This window comes from Streptomyces sp. NPDC102259 (assembly GCF_044766465.1).
In the GTDB taxonomy this organism is placed as follows: domain Bacteria; phylum Actinomycetota; class Actinomycetes; order Streptomycetales; family Streptomycetaceae; genus Streptomyces.
Map to the genome: position 1 here is coordinate 214,185 of NZ_JBIWMA010000004.1, position 20,833 is coordinate 235,017.

The window sequence follows — 20,833 nt, forward strand, 5'->3', positions numbered from 1 at the left end:
TGGGGACACGGCGTCATCCGAGGCCGCCCGGCCCGTGCCGCGTGCTCGCCGCCTCGGCTGTGAAAATCGCTGTCCCATTGTCGGGCGGCGGTGATAGAGAGTCGGGGTGACAACGACACTTGAGTTCCCCGTTCTGTTGCGACTGATCGACGAACGGTCGAGCGCCTTCCGCGCCGCGGTCGCCTCCGCGCCCAGCCTCGACGTGCAGGTGCCGACCTGCCCCGAGTGGACGCTGTTCGATCTGGCGCAGCACATCGGCGAGGGGCGCCGCTCCTGGGCCGCCACCGTCGCCGCAGGTCCTGCTCCGGCCAAGTCCGCAGCGGAGGGCACCCCCGTCGCGCCTCGTGAGCGTGAGGCATTGTCGGCCTGGTTGGCGGAGTCCACGGAGCAACTGCTGGACGCACTGCGGAAGGCCGGCCCGGATCGCGGTTGCTGGACGTGGTGGGAGACGTCGCAGTCGCCGCAGACGTCCGGTGCCGTAGCTCGGCACCAGCTCCAGCAGCTCGCGGTGCACACCTACGACGCCCAGATCACCGTGGGTGCCCCGCAGCCGCTGCCCGCCGAGGTGGCACTCGACGGTGTCGACGAGTTCCTGTCCACCTGCGTCGCAACGACGAGTGCCTGGCCGCACAAGCCCACCGCCTTCGACTTCCACGCCACCGAGGGCCACTCCTGGTGCCTCACGGTCGACGGCGACGGCGCACGCTCCACCCGTATCCCCGCGCCCGGCACGACGCCTGTCGCCGCTGCCGACGAGGGCCCGAACGCGGCCGGCGTCTCCGTCCGCGGCACGGCCAGTGAGCTGGTCCTCTTCGTGTACGACCGTATCCCGGCGGACTCCCTGCAGCTCGAGGGAGACGCAGGTTTGTTCGACCTGCTCCGCGCGTGGGAGCCGGAGGAGTAGGACGGGTGCTGTAGAGCGGCGAAGTAAGCCTCGTCAAGACTGCGGGCGGCGGCCGACACCGGCGGCTGACACCGACAAGCACGAACCGCAGCGGTCAGCGCCGGAGCGTCAACGTCCCCGTCGATAGGCCAGGACGATTCCGATCGCAGCCAGTACCGCGACCACGGAGACAAACCATGTCGGCATTGACTCGAGCCCCTTGTAGGCGATCGGGGTGGTCATGGGCATCAGGCCTCCTCAAGCGCGAGCAATGTTCGAATACCCGTCTTCGAAGTCGAGATGCCGCCAGGAACACGCCCGCACCACCTCCACGGCGGCGGCCTGTCGTTTGACCGAGCCGGTCCGCGAGAGTGTCACATCCTTGGCTCGCGCCACACGCGGACCAGTGCAGCTGCATGGAGGCCGGGGCTCCAACCGAAGGTGTGCTGTGAACGGCGGCATCTCTCCCGCCCGACGAGCTGTGTCGGGCTGTGCTTCTGTGAGCCTCGCCTTGCCTCATCGGCGGTCCTCGGGCGTCGCGAGGTCGGCTGTCCGGGCGTAGGCGGTCCGGGGCGCGGGGTGCCGTGGGTCCCGTCGGTCGTCGAGGCTCCTCGGGGGCGTGTGCCGCTGCCGTTGCGGGAGGGTGAACCGGGGTTCGAGCTTGCCTCAACAGGGCTTTTTCCGCAGGTGAGTTGCGTGGTCCGTGGGCGGCGTGATGGTTCATCAGGGGGTGAGGGAGGACCCTATGCTGGCCCCGGCGAAACGTCGGCCGGTCCACGGCCGGACGGTGGTGAGGTGGCCCCGCGTTCGCCGTTCCCTATGTCTGGCCTGTGAAGGGTTGTTCTGCCATGGCTTACCGCTCGCGTGTCCGCTCCATATTGGTTGCCACGGCTCTGGTGGCGGGAGTGTTCTCGCTGACGGCCTGCCAGGAGGACGATAAAGCCGTGGCGTCGGACCCGACCGGCTCGGCGGGAGCCAGTGTGACGGCGAGCGCCTCCGATGCCGCCTCGAGCGAGGCGTCGGACCCGGCCGGCTCGCCGGCGAGCGACACTGCGACGGGCGGCTCCGACAGCACTTCGACCGGTGCCTCGAACCAGGACAGCACCGCCACGAAGGACACCGGGGAAGGCGACGTCACTGCGGGCAAGGGCAAGGGCGTGAGCGGCACCTGGCTGGGCACTGTGTCCTACCTGGCCCCGGGGAAGTACACGGTGTCGGACATGAAGGACCCCGAGCAGCAGTTCTGGCTGGCCGAGGACACGAAGATCATCGGGGCGGGCACCATGTGCGCGGCCGGCACGCAGTGCACCGAGGCGAAGCTGGAGGCCGCCGCGAAGGGCGGGAAGCTGGCGGCCACGGTGTTGGTCACCGACGGGGTCGCCACCGCCATCACCGAGGAGCCGTAGGACCGGCCCCTGCTCGTCCTCGTCTGCCGTCCGCGTCTGCCGTCCGTGTCCATCGTCCGTGTCCGCCTTCCGCGGACCGGGCGGGCAGGGGGCGCTCGCCCGGTCGGGATACAGATCATGGAGTGAGCGGCAAGGAGGCTCGGGTCGGTGACGCGGTCTCCTCCGCCTCCTCGGCGACGGCTCCCGGACCTGGCGTCCGGGGCGCCCCGCAGCGGAGGCGGGCGGCGACGGCGAGTGCCGCCACTGCCCCGGCGACGAGCAGAGGGTGCCCGACCAGCCATGTCTGGACGCCCTCGAACGGGTCGCCGGCGGTCAGGTTCGCGCGTTCGAGCATCCAGGACACCGAGAACACGAGCCCGATGACGGCCACGCCGACGCGGAACGCGGGGTAGGAGGTCGTACGGGCCAGCACGACCAGAGACGGCATCATCAGGGCGACGACGAGCAACTGGGTCAGTTCGATGCCCAGGTTGAAGCCCAGCAGCGTGGTCAGGAGCGACCCGCGGTCGAGGCCGAGGTCGCCGATGAGCGAGGCGAACGCGAGGCCGTGGACGAGCCCGAAACCCGCGGCGATGAGCACCTCGCCGCGCGCCACCAGCGGCCGTATCGCATGGACCGCGGACACCGCGATCGAGAAGGCGATGAGCGTCTCGACCGGCCGTGACGGCACGTGGACCACTCCCGAGGCCGCCAGGGCGAGGGTGAGCGAGTGGCCCAGGGCGAACGCCGACACGACGTGCACGACACGTACGAGACTGCGGCGCGGCGAGGTGGCCCCGGTGCGCCATCGGCCGCCGGCGGCGACCAGCGGGGCGGGGATGAGCAGCATCAGCAGGAACAGCAGGTGGTCGGCGCCCTCACCGACATGCTCGATGCCGAGACCCGCTGTGGTGGCGAAGCCCTTCAGCCAGGAACCCTCGGCGGCCGGGACTCTCAGGCTCTTGGTGTCCCAGTCGAGGACGCCGAGTGTCTCGGCGTCGTCCGTCTTGAGGATGCCGCGGTCGAAGTCGTACCGGACGGTGGCGATGACCTTGTGGGTGAGGAGTTCCTCGACGATGACGTCGTAGCGCAGCCGGAAGTCGGTGACCTGCCCGTCGGGGGGACGGATGGTGAGCGGGTAGACGAGGTGCGCCGTCCCGTCGATCGTCCGCACCGACCCCGTGCCGAGCGCCACGGTCCAGGCGGCGCCGTCCTCGCCGACGGCGCTGATGTGCCGTGCCGTATAGCCCTTGAGGAAGGACCGGTCCTCGCCGAGCACGCTGGTGCGGGTGAGGTCGCGGGCGACGGCGATCGCCAGACGGTCGATGGGCAGCTGTACCTCGCCCTCGACCCGGTCGTCACGGATGTCGAGCAGGACGGCCGAGGTGCTCATCGGGTGGGCGCCGGCCGGCGACGCGAGGCCGCCGACCAGCAGGAACGCCGCGAGCAGCAGGGCGGAGAAGAGACGGCGCACGGACGTTACTCCCAGCCGTAGTCGGAGGTCTCGTCCCGGAAGATCGTGTGCTGGTGGATCTCGTCGGTCGAGGCGCCGGGCTGGTTGGAGAACTCGATCCAGGCGGACGGCCCGTCGAGACGGACGTACGTCTGGTCGTTGTCGATGGTGGTTCCGCCGCTCCACCCGATGTACGTCTCGTCGTACTCGGAGACGTACTTGGTCAGGAGCCGCGCCGCGGCCTGCTCGTCCAGGTCGTCGACCCAGGTGCGCAGCATCGCGGTGACCTTCGCCTGCTGCTTCTTGGTGAGGCTGCTGACGAGGACGCCCTCGGGCTCGGTCGGGAAGGGACCGTCGTTGCCCGGGCCGAGGTAGAGGTCGTCGAAGCTGCCGTCGATCTCGGCGGCGGCCAGTTCGTCGGCGGTGAGCGACTGGACGGCGCCGACGGTGGCGGCCCGCTTGTCGGCGAGCGGAGCGTAGGCCTTGTCGTTCCAGATGAACTCCTCCGGTTCGACCGCGGTCAGCGTGGGTGACATGGTCACGTTGTTCCCGGCGTAGGTGATGTTGTACGCCGCGTGGTGGCCGCCGTACTGGACGGTGAACTCGCCGGTCTTGCTGGGCTGTCCGAAGAAGGAGATGTAGTACCACTCCGAGCCGAAGTTGGCACCGCCACCACCACCGCCGCCGCCCGGCCCGCCGGTCGGTGCGCCGGAGGGCGGCGTGCGCGTGGCGGTGGACGAGGCGGTCGGAGTGGCGGTGGGCGTGGTGGTCGGTGTGGCGGTAGGCGTGATGGTCGGAGTGGCCGACGAGCCGTCCCCCGTGTCCGACAGCGAGCCGAGGTAGTCGTCCGCCGTGCGGATCTCGACGAGCTCCTCGTAGCCCTGCTTGCTGAGCGCCGCCTCCATGACCTTCATGGCCGCCGCGTCCTGTGCGTCGGTGAGGTCGCCCAGCTTCAGCCCGTTGCGCTCGACGACGGGCGTCGGGAAGTTCGACCAACCCGTCTTCTTCGCCTCGTCGTCGAAGTCGTAGAGGACGGCGTCCTTCTGTTCGTCGGACAACGTCGCGAGGAAGGCGTTGACGGCCTTCACGACCTGGGCGGTGTTGGCGCCACCGGCTCCGGTGCGGGCCGCGGAGGCCGGGACCGCCTGCTTGGCGACCGCCGCCGAGGCGGACCCCGGATCGAAGGCGAGATAGCCGACGGTGCCGAGGGCGACGCTGAGGCACGCGGCGAGCACCACGGGCCGGCGCAGAACGGGGCGGGTGTGGGAGGACATGGGACTCCTCTGACGTGAGGGGGTGGAGTCATCCATCGTGGGAGAGCGGTCTCAGAGCGCGGCCGGAGCCAGTCCGGAATTGGATGAGAAGCGGGCTTGGCTGAGAAGCGGGCTCACAGGACGCTGTGCGACCATGCGCGCATGCCGGAGCGTGTCCTCGTGGCCGACGACGATCGTGCCGTCCGCGAAGCCGTCGAGCGAGCACTGGAGCTGGCGGGGTACGACGTCGTCACCGCGGGCGACGGCGTGGAGGCCCTGGTCCTGGCCCGCCGGGACTCCTTCAGCGCGCTCGTCCTCGACGTGATGATGCCGCACATCGACGGTGTGGCCGTGTGCCGTGTGCTGCGCGCCGACGGTGACCGCACCCCCGTGCTGATCCTCACCGCACGGGCCGGGATCCCCGACCGGGCGAACGGCCTGGACGCCGGCGCCGACGACTACCTGCCCAAACCCTTCGAAGTGCCCGAGCTGCTCGCGCGGTTGAGGGCGCTCCTGCGCCGGGCCGTGCTGACGGCGTCGTCCGCCTCACCGGCCGAGGAGGCCGAGGAGCGCGAGCGCCCGGTCGACGTGCTGCGGATGGCGGCACTGCGCGTCTCCCCCGGCACGCGCCGCGCTTGGTGGGGGGCGGCGGAAATCCGGCTGACCAGGACCGAGTTCGACCTGCTGGAGCTTCTGGTGCGCGACGAGGGTCTCGTACTGGACCATGCGGCGATCTACCGGGCCGTCTGGGGTCCTGACGCCGGTGTGGACACCAAGAACCTCGCCGGTTACATCGGCTACCTGCGGCGCAAGCTCACCGAGGCCGGAGCGCCCGACCTGATCCGCACGGTACGCGGCGTGGGTTACGCGGCGCGGCGGCCATGAGCCTGCGCTCGCGGTTCGCGCTCGCCTTCGCCGCCGTCGGCGCCGTGGTGGCGGTGACGGTCGGTGCGCTGAGCTACCTCGCCGCCTCCGACAGCGTGTTCGCGGAGGTCGACCGGACGCTGCGGTCGACCACCGTGGCCCTGACCCGTGGCATGGAGAAACGCGAGGAGCAGGCTCCGTCCGACACGGCCGGCCGGAGCCCTGTCAGCCAGAGCCCCGTCAGCCAGAGTCCTGCCAGCCTGAGTCCCGAAGGCCGAAGTCCCGAAAGCGGAAGACCCGAAAGCGGAAGTCCCGAAAGCCGGAGGCCCGCCCCCTTTCCCGGACCGGACCTGCCCGCCCCGGGAGGCGATGCGGCACCGCAGCCGGTCCTCCAGGCCGTGGCCCGGGACGGTCGGCCCATCCGCCTGAGCGGCCCGCTGGAGCAGCTGCCGGTGTCCGACACCGCGCGAGCCCTCGCCGCCACCGGCGAGGCCGGGCAGTCCGACATCACCGAGATCGACGCGGGCGGCCACAGCTACCGCCTGCTGACGACCGCTCTCGGCGAGAGCCGCGGCGCCCTGCAGGTGGCGGTCCAGATCGACCAGACCCGCGACGTGCTGGCCGGCATGGCGCGACAGATCGCGGCGGTCAGCCTGGCGGTCATGCTCGTCGCGGCGGCCGCGGGCCGACTGCTCGCCGGACGGGTCACCCGACGCCTGGCCCGGCTGGCCGAAGTCGCGGAAGAGGTCAGCACGGACGGCCGGCTCGGCTACGACGCCTCGGAACCGGCGGGCGGGCGCGACGAGGTCGGACGGCTGTCCGCCTCCTTCAGCAGGATGCTCGGTCGCATCGTCGCCGCCCGCGAGGCCCAGGAACGGCTGGTGCACGACGCCGCCCACGAGCTGCGGACCCCGCTGACCAGCCTGCTGGCCAACGCCACCGTGCTGCACCGCGTCGCCGAGCTGTCCCCCGACTCCCGCGACCGACTCCTCGACGACGTCCAGAACGAGACCCGCGAACTCGGTCATCTCGTCGACGAACTCGTCGAACTGGCACTGGCAGGCCGCCGCGGGGAGACCGAGGAACCCGTGGACCTGGCCGAGGTGGCGCGCCGAGCGGCGCGGCGCGTGTACCGGCGCACCGGACGCCTGGTCCACGTGGACGCGTACGACTGCGTGGTGCGCGGCAGCTCCCACGGCCTCGAACGCGCGGTGGGCAATCTGCTGGAGAACGCCGCCAAGTTCGACGCCGACGGCAGCGAGCCCATCGAGGTGCACATCCGCCAGGGAGCGATCACCGTCCGCGACCGGGGGCCCGGCATCGCCGCCGATGACACCAGCCGGGTGTTCGACCGCTTCTACCGGGCCGACAGCGCTCGCGCTCTGCCCGGCTCCGGACTGGGCCTCGCCATCGTCCACGACGTCGCGGAGGCGCACGGCGGATCGGTGTCGGCGGGTACGCAGCCCGGCGGTGGCGCCGTGGTGGGGTTCACCGTGAGCCGCTCACGTCTCCTGCCGGCCACCCGCCCACGGACGAAGACCGCGACACCGGACTCGACACCGGACTGACCGCACCGCCGTCCGTCCGTCGCGCCGGACCGTCCGTCGCGTGCCGGTCCGTCCGTCGCGGGCCGGTCCGTGCGCGGGTCGATGTCAGGAGCGACCGTCGGCCGCGGCGGCCATGGACGACCGTGCGGACTGCTCGGTGGTGTCCGGAGGGACCACCAGCAGATCCCAGCGCCCTCGGCCGGGCGCGAGCAGGACGACGGTGTCCGGGGCGGACGCCGTCACGGTTCTGCGCAGTCGTACGACCTGATTGCAGACGAGTGTCCGGCCCGGCGTCGCGGACCACTTCGCCCCGCTGACGGTGACGCTGGTGATCTGGCCCCACTCGGGCGGCAGTCCGCCGAGGAGACGGGGGAGTTCGGCGAGCAGGTCGTAGGAGCGGGGCCACCATGCGCCGTCGATGGGCCGTGGCATGGTGCCGCGGGGCGCCAGGCTCAGGCGGAGGAGGGGATGGGAGGGGAGCGGGGGATCGAGTGCGGTGGTCATATCTGCTCCTGTCGGCTGCCGTACGGCGGTCGGATCAGTCGGCGGTGGGCGATGGTCGCTGGGCGGTGATCCGGGGGGCGGTGATCGGCGGGTGGTGGTCGGTGGGCGGTGATCGGCGGGCGCGCGGGTTCTGGCCCGGCGCGCGGGTTCTGGCCCGGCGCGCGGCGATCCGGGCCCGAGCGGGCCGACGCCCGTCGTGCACTGCCCGTCGTGCACCGCCCGTCGTGTGCCGCGCGTCGTGCACCCGACCAGGGCGTTCGACGCCGCGGATGAAAGCGGCGGAGAGAACCTCGCTGAAGGTGAACCGCTCCGGCGACGGCCGGCGAAGACCGGCGAAGGCGCGGACGGGGAACGCGCTGCCTCTGCGCGGGACGGAATCCGCAGGGCACGGAATCCGCGGGTGACGGACGCCGCGGGGGCGGGGGTCAGCTCCTCCTGCCGTACGCGGTGGGCTGCCCGCGCGAGTCGTCGTCCTCGTACCCCGCGGGAGAGCCGCCGGCTTCGTCGCAGGCGAAGAACCAGCGGAGCGCGTCGGCGACCTGCCGGGCGACCGCCGGGTACGGCGACATGCTCGGCGCGGCCGGGGCACGATCGGGCAGGTGAGCTGCTTCAGCGGCCATAAGGCGGAACCTGCCTCGAGCGCGAAGCACCCGGTGTGGTCGAACCAGGAGGACGAGACCGGCCTGAACGCCGGTGTACGAAGGATCCTCGCTCCCCCAAACTACTCCCCCGCGCCCCGGAACGACGCCGGAGGAACGGCCCCGCTTCGATGACGCCGATCGCGTTTCGCGGCTCGGGAGGAGCGGGTACCCGGGGTCCGCACAGCACATCGGACAAGGCTGAGGCGATCCCCATGACGGACAACACCACCAGCGTCGGCTCGGCCGGTCGGTCCGAAGCGGGCGTGAGCACGCTGAAGGGCCGTACCGGAGCCGGGGCGCCGGCGCAGACTCGAGGCAGGACCACCATCGAGGACGGCGTGGTGGCCAAGATCGCGGGCATGGCCGCCCGTGAGGTGCCGGGCATCCACCATCTCGGCGGAGGCATGGCCCGCGCCCTCGGCGCCATGCGGGAACGCGTCCCCGGCGGAGGCGGTGGCGGAGGCGTCACGCGCGGGGTGAAGGTCGAGGTCGGCGAGCGCCAGGCCGCGGTCGACCTGAACCTCGTCGTCGAGTACGGCGTCCCCATCGTCGACGTGACAGGTGACGTGCGCTCCAACGTCATCGGCGCCGTGGAGCGGATGACAGGCCTGGAGGTCGTCGAGGTCAACATCACCGTCGACGACGTCCACCTTCCCGACGAGGAGGACGAGGGAGAGGACTCCGGAGCCGGCGAGGGCCGCGTGAGATGAACGGCCGCCACGCCCGCCCCGACGTCCTCGCCCTCCACGTCGACGGATCACCGAGCACCGCCGTCACCGGTGTCACCGGCGGCTGACGCGCGTCAGGTCGTCGGGAGCCTGACCGACTGGCTGTGGCGGAAGAAGTCGCGCGGGTCGTACGTCTTCTTGACCTGCTGGAGCTTGGCGTAGTTGTCCTTGTAGTACAGCTCGTACCAAGGGACGTCGGACGTGTTGTACGTCGGGTCGCTCAGGTCGATGTCGGGGTAGTTGACGTAACAGCCGTCGGTCACGTCGTTGATGACCGGGACGCCGCCCGTGCCGGCGTAGACGCCGTGGTAGAACTCGCGCATCCAGCGCAGCGAGTCGGCCTCGTCGGCCGGGTCGGTCCACCAGATCGACCAGGCCGCCTTGTACGCGGCCTCGCGGTGCGGGAAGGCGGTGGCGTCCGGGGCGACGGCGTTGATCCTGCCGCCGAAGGAGCTCAGCTGCACGTTGGCCGTGGTGTTGGCCAGGTCGTCCCGCGTCAGGTGCTCGTAGAACGCGTCGATCTGCGCCGCCGGCATGGCCGTGCGGTAGTACGCGGACTTGTTGTCGCTGTTCAGGCTGGGGTCGTTCAGCGTCGGGTTGGTGGTGCCGGCGTAGCGGGCGGCCTGGAGCCACGACATCCGGCGCGGCTCGGCGAAGTCGGGCAGGGCCGCCATCTCGCCCATGTGGGTCACCATCGGCTCGCTCGCGACGTCCAGGCCTTCGGTCATGGCGGCCAGGAAGTCGTCCAGTACCCGCCGCGCGTCCGGGACGGTCGCGTCGAGCTGGGTGACCAGGCCGATGTAGCCGCTCGACTTGTGGGTCAGCCACAGCGCGCTGAACAGGTGGTCGTGGACGGTGCCGGGCGCGAGGTGCTCGGCGTGCCAGTCGCCGTAGTTGGTGATCAGGCGCGCGAAGCGTTCCTTGGTCATCTCGGCCCACGGCCAGGAGGCTGCGTGCAGCAGCACCTCGGCGGGCGGCTGCGGAAGCAGCTTCGCGGGGTCGGTGCCGACCGCCCCCGGGGAGCGGAACCAGAAGCGGGTGATGACGCCGAAGTTGCCGCCCCCGCCGCCCGCGTGGGCCCACCACAGGTCGCGGTGCGGGTCGTTCGGCTCGCGGGTCGCCACCTGGACCTTGACCGAGCCGTTGGCCGCGACGGTCACCACCTCGACGCCGTACAGATGGTCGACCACCAGGCCCAACTGGCGGCAGAGCAGGCCCCAGCCGCCGCCGCTGACGTGGCCGCCTGCGCCGACCTGGAAGCAGACACCGGCGGGGATGGTGACTCCCCAGCCGCGGTACATGCGCTCGTACACGTTCAGCAGCTGCGCGCCGGCCTCGACGCAGACGGCGTTCTTCTCGGCGTCGAAATAGACCCTGTTCATCTTGGCCATGTCGAGGACGACGCGTACGTCGGAGTTGAAGACCCAGTCCTCGTGGCAGTGGCCGCCGCTGCGCACCGTGAGGCGCTTGCCCGCCTTCACGGCGCTCTGGACGACGGCCTGCACCTGCGCGGTCGTCTCGGCGAGGCATATCTTCTCGGGCGTGGCGGACCAGCGCTGGTTGTAGCCCCGCACCAGGTCCTGGTACCGCTTGTCGCCAGGGGTCACCGTGGTGATCGGCTCCGCCGCTGCCGCGGCTCCCTCGGCCGCCGCGGCCGGTGTGGCCAGGCCCGTCCCGGTCAGCAGCGCGGCGCCTCCGGCGGCCGCACCCCCTGCCAGGAAGTTCCGCCTGTGGATGCCTTGATCGTGGCGTGCCATCGTCCCATCCCCCTCGTCCCGACGCATCGACACGCCCACGCTATGGACCGGTGGGGGCCGCGGCACTCAGAAAGTTGCGCTCGTACTCGGCTCGCCGCTCAGCCGGCGCGCAGCGCCCCCATCTCGCCGGGTCCGGACGCCGGGTGCAGCTGGGTCCGCAGGGACTGACGGATCCGTTCGTGCCGGCAGACCCTGCGGACCTCCGACGGCAGCAGAAACGCGCCCGGATGCGGGGCCGCGGGACGGGCCAGTTCCCGGGCGACGCGTTCCACCAGCCACCTGTCGTCGGCGCGGTGCCGCGCGTCCGGGAAGAGCTCCGCCAGTCGCGCCCGCGTCGCGCCCTCCGGGCCCTCGATGACCGCGCACACGCCCTTCCCCGCGACGGCCACGAGCACCGGCCCCGCATCGGTGACGCCCACGGCCGAGCGGATCTCGACGCCCGCCCCGCCCGCGCGGAACTCCTGCGGGGTCATGCCCAGGATCGCCGAGGAGACGGCGTAGAACTGGCCGTTGGTGCTGAAGCCCGCCTGGTAGATCGCGTCGGCGACGGTCCGCGCCCGGATCAGCATCTCCCGCACCCGCCGGGCCCGCACCGCCGTCCAGTAGGTGTGCGGCGTGAGGCCGGTCAGCGACTTGAACATGCGGTGGAAGTGGAAGCGGCTGTAACCGGCGCTCTGCGCCAGGTCGTCCAGGTTCGGCGGATCCACCGCCGCGTCCATCAGCAGACAGGCACGGGCCACCGTGTCGGCGTGCTGCCGGTTCCGCTGCCGCTCGCCCGGCCGGCAGCGACGGCAGGGCCGGTAGCCCCGCGTGTGGAGTTCGTCGAGCGACGCGTGGAACTCCACGTTCTCGCGCCGGGCCAGCCGCGCCGCGCACGAGGGCCTGCTGTAGATGCCGGTCGTCTTCACCACGTAGTAGAAACGTCCGTCCGCGGCCTCGTCGCGCTCCCGGACCGCACGCCAGCGCTGCTCATCGCTCTCGTACATGCGGGCCTCTGCCGTCCGTCCCGCGCGCGTCCGCGTCCGGACAGACCTCGGTCACCTCTGCCGACTTCTCCGCCGCCGACTTCACCGCTGCCGTGTTGATGTCTGCCGTGTTGCCGTCTGACGTGTTGATGCCTGCCGTGTTCATGGTCCGGAGCGTGCCAAGCCCGGTTGGTGCCCTGGTGGGGCACCGCTGGAGGACCTGCCGCGGAGCCCCGTCCGGCGCGCCGCGGCCCCCGTGCGCGGCCCTCCGACCCCTTCAGACCACTTGGGCGGGCAGCCGGCCCTCCCGGACGGCGGTGACGAGGGCGTCGTGGTCGCGCTCGTTCTGGTCGGCGTACTGCTCGGCGAAGGTCACCAGCGCCCGGTCGAAGCTGTCGCCGCCGCCCAGATAGGAGGCGATGGCGATCCGGTCGCCGGATCGGGCGTGGGCCCGGGCCAGCGTCGCGCCGCACAGCGCGCCGAAGGTGCGCATGCCGCGGGGCACCATGTCCTCGGACACGGCGACCCACTTCCAGTCCCGCAGCTGCCGTACGTAGAAGTCCCGTCGGCGGCCGTCGATGCCCTCGACGCGCTCCCAGCCCAGGAAGATGTCGCTGGTGGCCTGCATCAGTCGCTGTCCGGCGACCACCCGCTCGCCCTGCGTCCGGTACGCGCTCACCCCGGCGAAGGGCGCCAGCACCGACTCGTCGGCCTCCTTGGCCTGGAGGAACAGCGGATCCTCGTCGTCCTTGCCGAGCAGCAGCACGATCCAGCAGCGAGTGCCGACGCTGCCGACGCCCACGACCTTGCGGGCCATGTCGGCCACCCGGTACTGCTCCAGCAGGTACCGCCGGTCCGACTGGAGGGACTGGCCGTAGCGCTCGATCAGCCGGCGAAGGTCCTTCTCCACGTCGCCCCCGCGTCCTTCGCCGGGCAGCAGGTCGTCGAGACGGGTGATGAGCGGTGGGTCGGGGGCGATGCGGCGCCTGCCGTCGACGACGTGGGTGAGCTTGTCGAAGACCTGAAGGGTGTCGCGCGAGAGCGCCTTGGTCACGGCCTGTGCCCAGCGTTCGCGGCCCCGCGCGGACAGGTCCGCGCCGAAGCGGTCCCGTACCCAGTCGACGTCGAACTGGGCGTACCAGACGGCCAGGTTGCCGAGTCCGGCGAAGGACCGCATGTTCTCCCGGTACGACCGCACGGTGGTCCGTACGATCGCGGCCCGCTCCTTGGTGCTGAAGCCGTTCGCCCGGCCCGCGATGGCGAGGCTGGCGGCCAGGCGCTTGACGTCCCACTCCCAGGGGCCCGGCAGCGTCTCGTCGAAGTCGTTGATGTCGAACATGAGGCGCCGCTCGGGGGAGGCCAGCAGCCGGAAGTTCAACATGTGGGCGTCACCGCACAGTTGGGTGCGCAGTCCGGTCGTCGGGGTGTTCGCGAGATCGGACGCCATGATGGCGGCGGCCCCCCGGTAGAACCGGAAGGGCGACTCGGACATCCTGGCGTAGCGGATCGGCACGAGGTCGGGCAGCCGTGTCGCCGACTGCTTCTCGATGATCTTCAACGGGTCCGGCCGCTTCGGTCCGGGCACGAATTCGGCGTGGCTGGAGCGGGGCACGTCGGCCCGCGCGGCCTTGCCGAGCGCGGCCCGTTCCTGCGGGGCGCGGTGCCGCACGTCGTGTCCGTCCAGGTGGTTGTCGGTCATGGCTGCGGCTCCGTGGGGTGGTCTCGCCGAACGCCCGGGGCGGTGGCGATGGTCATGGCCATGGCGAGGTTTCGGCTCCCTTCGGCCGATCACTGGCGGTCCGCGTGCCCGCGCCTCGGCGGGAGCGCGGTCGGCGCCGGCCGCCGCGGGCTTCCGGGCGCCCGCCGCATCGCCGGTGTGTCCGCTTCCAGGGCACCAGCGATCCGCGCCGCGAACTTCACCCGCCTCGGGTGATCTCCCGTCCCCGGCCACGGCACAGGCTCGAAGAGGCAGTGCCGCACGTCGCACATCCCCGACGAAGTGAGGAATCCGCCATGACCACGAGCACGGTGCACCACAGGTCGTCCACGTCCGAGGCAGCCGCCGGCGGGCTGGTGACATTCGCCGGCGTCATGCTGTTCATCGCCGGTGTCCTCGATCTGTTCCGGGGCATCATGGCCATCGCCGACGACGACATCTACGTCTCCACCCCCAACTACGTCTTCAAGTTCGACCTGACGAGCTGGGGCTGGATCCAGCTGGTCCTCGGCGTGATCGCCATCGGCGTGAGCGTCGGCCTCTTCTCGCGTGCCACCTGGGCTCGGGTCGTCGCGGTCGGCATCGCGGGGCTGCTGATCATCGCGAACTTCCTGTCGATCCCGTACTACCCCGTCTGGTCGCTCACCCTGATCGCGCTGTACGCCTTCGTGATCTGGGCCCTGTGCACGGCCCCCCGCTGACGCGCGAGCGGCCGCGGGGCGGCGGGCCACCACCCGGCTGACCCCGCTGGCAGGTCGCGAGACGTTCCGCGTGACCGTGGCGAGAATGCGGCAGCGACCCCCACAGCGAATGGGCACAAGAGTTCGACATCGGCGCGGATCGTGCTGCTGACACTCGCGGCGGGTCAGTTCCTGATGGCGCTCGACAGCTCCGTCATGAACGTGTCGATCGCCACCGTGGCCGAGGACGTGGACTCGACCGTGACCGGGATCCTGGGCGCGATCACGGCCTACACCCTCGTGATGGCGATGCTCATGATCCCCGGCGGCAAGGTCGGCGCGCTGATCGGCCGCAAGCGGGCCTTCATGATCGGCTGCGTCATTCTCCTCGCACTGTTCTTCACCCACCGAATCCCGACGACCCAGCCGGGATCGTCCCCGCGGCGCTAACGGGGGCTTCGTCGTCCACCGCGACCAGACCCCCCGCGTCCGGCGGGTCGGCCGACGGTCGGTCGGCGGTCCGGCGCGACGCTCGGCGGGGTCGAGCGGCGGTCCGGCAGTCGGGCAGGTCGGGCGGCCGGGCGGCGGGTCGGGCGGCGGTCCGGCGGACGCGGAGGGTCTGGCCGGGTCGAGCGGCGGTCCGGCGGGTCGGCCGGCGGGTCGGCCGGCGGTCCGGCACGACGATCGGCGGTCCGGCGCGACGATCGGTGGTCCGGCGGGTTCGGGCGGTGGTCCGGCGGGTTCGGGCGGTGGGCGGGCGCGAGGCGTCGTCGGGTTCGCGAATTGAGGATCGTCACACGCCGCACCGTTCGGCACCGGTCCCTCCCCTCGTGCGGACCGGTGACGAACGGTGCGGGCGGAGTCGACCACGCCATGACGGCGCGGTTCGCGCGCCGGACGCGCGGTCGCCCGCGATACGCCCGGTTGATGCGCTTCTGCCTCCGGATCCTGCCAGCTGCGGCCCGAACCGAGGAGGATCCGATATCCGGTCAGCCACTTAACCGCAGGTCAGCCATATAAAGTGGTTTTTCCGGTCCGGATTGCAAGTGCGGGGAAAGTTAGGGGTGGAGGCCTTGAGTTCCGACTCGGGCGCACGCACAGCCTTCGCGGAACGACTCGCGCTGCTGTATAAGGAAGCTGGCAACCCTCCACTCAAACGCGTGTCCGAGACGGTCGGCCGACTTCAGCGGGTCGACGAGCGGGGACGACCCGTAAGGGTGTCGACCCAGCGGATCAGCGACTGGCGCCGGGCCAAGAACGTGCCCGCCCAGTTCGCCGCCCTCGCCGCGGTGCTGCACGTTCTGATACCCGAGGCGCGGCGCGCCCGGCCCGCACCGGTGTCCACCGGGCTGTACGACATCGGCCAGTGGCAGCGGCTGTGGGAGCGGGCGGTGGCCGATCCCGTCGCCGGCGACGACCCCGTCGCCCCGGTGACGGAGGAGGAGGGCGAGCGATCGGCGGCCGAGCCTCAGGGCGTTCCCGGAGGGGTGTGCCCCTACCGCGGGCTCGCCTCGTACCGTGAGCAGGACGCCCGGTGGTTCTTCGGCCGGGAGCGGAGCACGGACGCCCTCGTCGCCCAGCTCCGCGCGGCGGAACGGACGGGCGGCCTGGTCATGCTGGTCGGCGCCTCCGGAGCGGGCAAGTCCTCCCTGCTCAGCGCCGGTCTCGTGCCCGCCCTCCAGAACGGTGCGGCGGCCGACCGGAACAGCGGCGGCCGGGCGCCGAAGGCCAACACCTCCGCGCACTCCTCGAACGCGTCGCAGTCCTCGAAGGCGTCCCAGTCCCCTAAGGCGTCCCAGTCCTCGAAGGCGACGGAGGCCGCGAGCCCCGCGAAGGTCCTTCAGCTGGTGCCGGGCGCCGATCCGCTCGCCGAGCTGACCAGCCGTATCCCCGAGCTCGCCCCTTTCACCGCCTCGGCCTCGGAGTCGGCTACGGCCGACGCCGCCGACAGGAAACCCGGCACCCCCGGCTTCACGAGGGCCGTACGGGAGGCCGTCACCGCCTGGGCGCGGCGAGACGCGGCCCCCTCCTCCGAACCCGCCGGCCTCTCCGGGCCCGGCGGTCCCGCCGGTTCCGCTCACCCTGCCCGCCCCGTCATCATCGTCGACCAGTTCGAGGAGGCCTTCACCCTCTGCCCCGACGAGGCGGACCGGCGGCTCTTCATCCAGCTTCTGCACGCCGCCTGCACCCCCGCCGCCGCCACCGGCACGGCCGCCACCTCCTTATCGCCCCCCGTCCTCGTCGTCCTCGGCGTGCGTGCCGACTTCTACGAGGAGTGCCTCAGTCACCCCGAGCTCTCCGACGCGCTCCAGCACCGGCACATGGTGCTGGGGCCGTTGTCCACTCCGGAGCTGCGCGAGGCGGTGACCGGGCCGGCCCGGGCCGTGGGGCTGGAACTCGAGCCGGGGCTGGCGGAGCTGATCATCCGTGAGGTGACCGTCGACGGTCAGCGCGGAGCGCACGCGGGCGCGCTTCCGCTGCTCTCGCACGCCCTGCTCGCCACCTGGCAGCGCCGGAAGGCGGGGCGGCTGACGCTGGCCGGCTACCGCGCGGCGGGCGGTATCCAGGGCGCGGTGGCGGCGACCGCCGAGCGGGCCTGGTCCGGGCTCGACCCGGCGGCGCGCACGGCGGCCCGGCTGCTCCTGATGCGGCTGGTCCGGCTCGGCGAGGACACCCAGGCCACCCGGCGCCGGGGCACGCGTCGGCAGCTGGCGGAGGAGTCGGCCGACCCCGGGAAGACGGAGGAGTCGCTCGAGGCCCTGGTGCGGGCCCGGCTCGTGACCCTCGACGCGGAGACCGTCGAGATCACCCACGAGGCGCTGCTGCACGCCTGGCCCCGGCTGCGCGACTGGATCGACGAGGACCGCAGCGACCATCTGCTGCGTCAGCGGCTGGAGGAGGACGGCCGGGCCTGGGACAGCTCGAACCGCGACGCGGCGCTGCTCTACCGGGGTTCCCGGCTGGAGCAGGCCCACAGCTGGGCGAAGTCCGCCGGCGACACCTTCCTGACCCGCAGCGCGGTGGAGTTCCTGGCCGCGTCGGTCAGGCTGCGCCGGCGCATCGTGTGGATCAGCCGGGGTGCGGTGTCGGCGCTGGTGGTGCTGGCGATCCTCGCCGTCGGCGCGGCGGTGGTCGCCTGGCAGCAGCGCAACGACGCCGTGTTCGAGCAGGTGGTCGCGGAGGCCGACCGGGTCCAGTACACGGATCCGTCGCTGTCCGCGCAGCTCGACCTGGTGGCCCACGACCTGCGGCCGGGCGACGCGGGCACCAACAACCGCCTGATCTCTATCGTGAACGCGCCGCTGGCCACGCCGCTCCTCGGCCACACCGGTGCCGTCTACCTCACCTCGTTCAGTCCGGACGGCAAGGTCCTGGCCACCGCCAGCTACGACCGGACCGTCCGGCTCTGGGACGTCAGTGACCGGTCCCGTCCGAAGCCCCTGGGCAAGCCCCTGACCGGCCACAAGAGCTGGGTGAGCAGCGCGGTGTTCAGTCCGGACGGCCACACCCTCGCCAGCGCGGGCGACGACGGCACCGTCCGGCTGTGGGACGTCCGGGATCCCGCCCGTCCACGCCCGCTCGGGAAGCCCCTGACCGGCCACACCGGCACGATCTATCTGCTCGCCTTCAGCCCGGACGGACGGACCCTGGCCTCCGCGGGCGAGGACCACACCGTACGGCTGTGGGACATGGGGGGCTCTCCCGCGCGAGCGAAGCCGGGCGTGGGGCAGGATTCGGTCCGGCCCACGGCGCTCGGCGCGCTGACCGGCCACACCGCCGCCGTGCGTTCGGTGGCGTTCAGCCCCGACGGCCGGACCCTCGCGGCCGGCGGCGACGACGACACGATCCTGATGTGGGACATGACCGATCCGCGCCGGCCGCAACGGATCGACCGGGTCCTGGCGGGTCACACGGACACCGTGCACTCCCTGGACTTCAGCCCCGACGGCGACACCCTCGCCAGCGGCAGCACGGACGACACGATCCGGCTGTGGAACGTGACCGACCCCGAGCGGGCGAGCCAGCTCGGCCCGCCGCTCACCGGGCACACCGGGCCCGTGTGGTCGGTGGCGTTCAACCCCGCCGGGACCATGCTGGCCGCCGGCAGCGCGGACAGCACGGCCAGCCTGTGGAACGTCAGCGACCCGGCGTACCCCTCGCAGGTCGGCGAGCCGCTCGCGGGGGGCAGCGGGGAGATGTACGCCGTCGGTTTCAGTCCCGACGGTCGGACCCTCGCCACCGGCAACGGCGACAGCAAGGTCCGGCTCTGGTCGATCCCGACGTCGGACATGATCGGCCGCAGCGGCTCCTTCCGGCCGGACGGGCGGGTGCTGGCCACGGCCGCCCGCGACGGCAGGGTCCGGCTGTGGAACGTGGCGGACCCCGACCGGCCCGTGACACTGGGCGCGCCCTTCATGCCCGACGACGGCAGCGAGCGCACGCTCGCGTTCTCCCCCGACGGCCATACGCTCGCGGTGCTGACGGCCAACCGCGCGGTGTACCTGTGGGACGTGACGGACCCGGCCCGGCCGGTCTCCGCGGGGCCGCCCGTCGAGCTGCGCACCCGGTTCCTGGGCCCCGACGCCCTGGCCTTCGCCCCGGACGGACGCACACTGGCGACCGCCTACGACGACCGGACCATCCAGCTGTGGGACGTCAGCGACCCCGCCCACACCCACGCGCTCGGCTCCCCGCTCACCGGGCACAGGGGGTTCGTCAACGCCCTCGTCTTCAGCCCGGACGGCCGCACCCTCGCCAGCGGCAGCGCGGACCACACCGTACGGCTGTGGGACGTGACCGACCCCCGGCGCACCACGCCCATCGGCAAGCCGCTCACCGGGCACGTCGGCCCCGTCAACGCGCTCGTCTACAGTCCGGACGGCCACACGCTGGCCAGCGGCAGCGACGACGACACGGTACGGCTGTGGAACGTGACCGACCCGGCGCGGGCGTCCCGGCGGGGCTCGCCCCTCACCGGCCACACCGAGGCGGTGGTGTCGCTGACCTTCAGCCAGGACGGCGACACCCTCGCCAGCGGCGGCAACGACAACACGATCCGGCTGTGGAACGTGACCGGCCCGGCAGGGGCCTCCCCCATCGGGCAGTCGATGAGCCCCAACGCCAAGACCGGCAACTTCCTGTCCTTCAGCCCCAGCAGCCACATGCTCGGCGTCTCCAGCGGCGCCGACACCGTACGGCTGTGGAACCTGGACGTCGACGCGGCGATCACCCGGATCTGCGCGACCACGCACGGGGTGCTGACAGCCGACAAATGGCACGAGTACCTCCCCCGGCTCTCCTACGAGCCCCCGTGCGAGGACTGACCGGGAGAGTGATCCCGATCACAACGACAAGGCAGCTGAGAAGTCGGCTCCCGTCGAACCGGCAGCCTTGTTAGCCTTGGCTATAGCCCGGTCGCTGGTGCATCCCCCGTCGCCAGCGACCGGGCCTTTTCCTGCCCTACCCCGCCCCTCTTCCGCCCTCCCCTGCTCCTTTCCCGTCGCTTTCCCGCCCGACCCGCCCCCGCGAGTCCCCGGTGAACCCTCGGTGAGTTCCGGTGACCGGGAGTCGTAGGCTGACGGCGTGCCGATACCCAGCAAAGTGATCGCGGTCCGGGACGGCGGGGGGCACGAGCGCTCAGGGCGCCCGGACCTCCCGGGACTTCACCCGGAAGTGCCCTCATGAGCCGACGCATCGTCATAGTCACCGCTGTGCACGCCCCTTCGGCCCGATACCTGCCCGAGGCCTACGAGTCGCTGCGCGCACAGGAGTTACCCACCGGCTGGGACTGGCACTGGGTGATCCAGGAGGACGGCACGACGGACGAGGTCGCGCCCCGCGTTCCCGACGACGCCCGGGTGACCTTCCGTCAGGGACGGCCTGGCGGACCCGGAGTCGCCCGCACCATCGCGCTCGCGCACGCCGAGGGCGAGTACGTGAAGGTCCTGGACGCCGACGACCGGCTGGCGCCCGGCACCCTCGCCCGCGACCTGGCCGCCCTCGAACGCGATCCGGGCCTCGGCTGGGCGACCTCGAGCGCCCTCGACCTTCTGCCGGACGGCTCCACGGTCGGGTTTCCCGGCGATCCCGCCGAAGGGCCCATCGAGCGGGGGGCCGTCCTCGACCACTGGAAGGCGAACGACTTCCGCGCGCCGGTGCACCCCGCGAGTCTCTTCGTACGGCGGGACCTGCTGACCGCGCTCGGCGGCTGGATGGCCCTGCCGGCCTCCGAGGACACCGGCGTCCTGCTGGCGCTCAACTCGGTGAGCCGTGGCTGGTTCTCGGCGCGGACCGGGCTGCTCTACCGGAAGTGGGACGGTCAGGTGACCGGCCAGTCCGCACATGTCGACCCCGCCGAACGGGAGGCGCGCATGGCGGTGGTGGAGGCGCGGACCCGGGCGCTGGAGTCCTTCCGCTGGAGCTATCCGCCCCGGGAAACCCCCGGACACTGACGGC

17 protein-coding genes are annotated in these 20,833 nt (G+C 72.0%); 9 read left to right on the forward strand and 8 right to left on the reverse strand.

The window, feature by feature from the left end:
- The first annotated feature begins 106 nt into the window (after positions 1-106).
- On the forward strand, positions 107-904 hold the full coding sequence (locus tag ACIRPU_RS12830; protein ID WP_403865576.1) for a maleylpyruvate isomerase family mycothiol-dependent enzyme: 798 nt from the start codon (positions 107-109) through the stop codon (positions 902-904).
- Positions 905-1,827: 923 nt separating this feature from the next.
- The gene (locus ACIRPU_RS12835) at positions 1,828-2,289 is read left to right on the forward strand and encodes a hypothetical protein (RefSeq protein WP_403865579.1); all 462 of its coding nucleotides are present in this window, start codon (positions 1,828-1,830) and stop codon (positions 2,287-2,289) included.
- 115 nt (positions 2,290-2,404) lie between these two features.
- Here the strand turns inward: ACIRPU_RS12835 and ACIRPU_RS12840 are convergent, their stop codons facing one another.
- On the reverse strand, positions 2,405-3,742 hold the full coding sequence (locus ACIRPU_RS12840; RefSeq protein WP_403865582.1) for a HupE/UreJ family protein: 1,338 nt from the start codon (positions 3,740-3,742) through the stop codon (positions 2,405-2,407).
- A gap of 5 nt (positions 3,743-3,747) precedes the next feature.
- Positions 3,748-4,995, reverse strand: coding sequence for a DUF3500 domain-containing protein (locus ACIRPU_RS12845; protein WP_403865585.1), 1,248 nt, complete (start codon positions 4,993-4,995; stop codon positions 3,748-3,750).
- 141 nt (positions 4,996-5,136) lie between these two features.
- Between ACIRPU_RS12845 and ACIRPU_RS12850 the strand changes: the two genes are divergently transcribed.
- Both ACIRPU_RS12850 and ACIRPU_RS12855 read left to right on the forward strand, forming a co-directional pair.
- On the forward strand, positions 5,137-5,859 hold the full coding sequence (locus tag ACIRPU_RS12850) for a response regulator transcription factor (protein WP_403865588.1): 723 nt from the start codon (positions 5,137-5,139) through the stop codon (positions 5,857-5,859).
- Positions 5,856-7,406: a sensor histidine kinase gene (locus ACIRPU_RS12855; RefSeq protein ID WP_403865591.1), complete on the forward strand. Its 1,551-nt coding sequence runs from the start codon at positions 5,856-5,858 to the stop codon at positions 7,404-7,406. Before ACIRPU_RS12850 ends, ACIRPU_RS12855 begins: the two co-directional genes overlap by 4 nt.
- An 84-nt stretch (positions 7,407-7,490) precedes the next feature.
- Here the strand turns inward: ACIRPU_RS12855 and ACIRPU_RS12860 are convergent, their stop codons facing one another.
- Together ACIRPU_RS12860 and ACIRPU_RS12865 are read right to left on the reverse strand one after the other, a co-directional pair.
- Positions 7,491-7,889 carry a DUF5994 family protein gene (locus ACIRPU_RS12860; protein WP_384110032.1) on the reverse strand — a complete coding sequence of 133 codons (399 nt, stop codon included), beginning with the start codon at positions 7,887-7,889 and terminating at the stop codon, positions 7,491-7,493.
- 425 nt (positions 7,890-8,314) lie between these two features.
- Complete coding sequence (locus ACIRPU_RS12865) at positions 8,315-8,509, reverse strand: hypothetical protein (RefSeq protein ID WP_403865594.1); 195 nt, start codon at positions 8,507-8,509, stop codon at positions 8,315-8,317.
- A gap of 233 nt (positions 8,510-8,742) precedes the next feature.
- Between ACIRPU_RS12865 and ACIRPU_RS12870 the strand changes: the two genes are divergently transcribed.
- Entirely contained in the window at positions 8,743-9,240 is a 498-nt protein-coding gene (locus tag ACIRPU_RS12870; RefSeq protein ID WP_403865597.1) for an Asp23/Gls24 family envelope stress response protein, read from the forward strand.
- Between the two features lie 92 nt (positions 9,241-9,332).
- Here the strand turns inward: ACIRPU_RS12870 and ACIRPU_RS12875 are convergent, their stop codons facing one another.
- From ACIRPU_RS12875 to ACIRPU_RS12890, 4 genes are all read right to left on the reverse strand, one after another.
- Complete coding sequence (locus ACIRPU_RS12875; protein WP_403865600.1) at positions 9,333-11,015, reverse strand: FAD-binding oxidoreductase; 1,683 nt, start codon at positions 11,013-11,015, stop codon at positions 9,333-9,335.
- 98 nt (positions 11,016-11,113) lie between these two features.
- A complete protein-coding gene (locus tag ACIRPU_RS12880; RefSeq protein WP_403865603.1) occupies positions 11,114-12,001 on the reverse strand; it encodes a bifunctional transcriptional activator/DNA repair enzyme AdaA in 888 nt (295 codons plus the stop codon).
- Positions 11,985-12,146, reverse strand: coding sequence for a hypothetical protein (locus tag ACIRPU_RS12885; RefSeq protein ID WP_403865606.1), 162 nt, complete (start codon positions 12,144-12,146; stop codon positions 11,985-11,987). Before ACIRPU_RS12885 ends, ACIRPU_RS12880 begins: the two co-directional genes overlap by 17 nt.
- Before the next feature lie 111 nt (positions 12,147-12,257).
- The gene (locus tag ACIRPU_RS12890; RefSeq protein ID WP_403865609.1) at positions 12,258-13,679 is read right to left on the reverse strand and encodes a DUF2252 domain-containing protein; all 1,422 of its coding nucleotides are present in this window, start codon (positions 13,677-13,679) and stop codon (positions 12,258-12,260) included.
- A gap of 314 nt (positions 13,680-13,993) precedes the next feature.
- Between ACIRPU_RS12890 and ACIRPU_RS12895 the strand changes: the two genes are divergently transcribed.
- The 4 genes from ACIRPU_RS12895 (at position 13,994) to ACIRPU_RS12910 (ending at position 20,829) form a co-directional block, all read left to right on the forward strand.
- Positions 13,994-14,398, forward strand: coding sequence for a hypothetical protein (locus ACIRPU_RS12895; RefSeq protein WP_403865612.1), 405 nt, complete (start codon positions 13,994-13,996; stop codon positions 14,396-14,398).
- A gap of 147 nt (positions 14,399-14,545) precedes the next feature.
- Positions 14,546-14,827 (forward strand): MFS transporter, encoded by a 282-nt coding sequence (locus tag ACIRPU_RS12900; RefSeq protein ID WP_403866243.1) that lies wholly within the window; start codon positions 14,546-14,548, stop codon positions 14,825-14,827.
- 614 nt (positions 14,828-15,441) lie between these two features.
- Positions 15,442-19,701: a hypothetical protein gene (locus tag ACIRPU_RS12905; RefSeq protein ID WP_403865615.1), complete on the forward strand. Its 4,260-nt coding sequence runs from the start codon at positions 15,442-15,444 to the stop codon at positions 19,699-19,701.
- A gap of 357 nt (positions 19,702-20,058) precedes the next feature.
- Positions 20,059-20,829 (forward strand): glycosyltransferase family 2 protein, encoded by a 771-nt coding sequence (locus ACIRPU_RS12910; protein ID WP_403865618.1) that lies wholly within the window; start codon positions 20,059-20,061, stop codon positions 20,827-20,829.
- Positions 20,830-20,833: the final 4 nt, after the last annotated feature.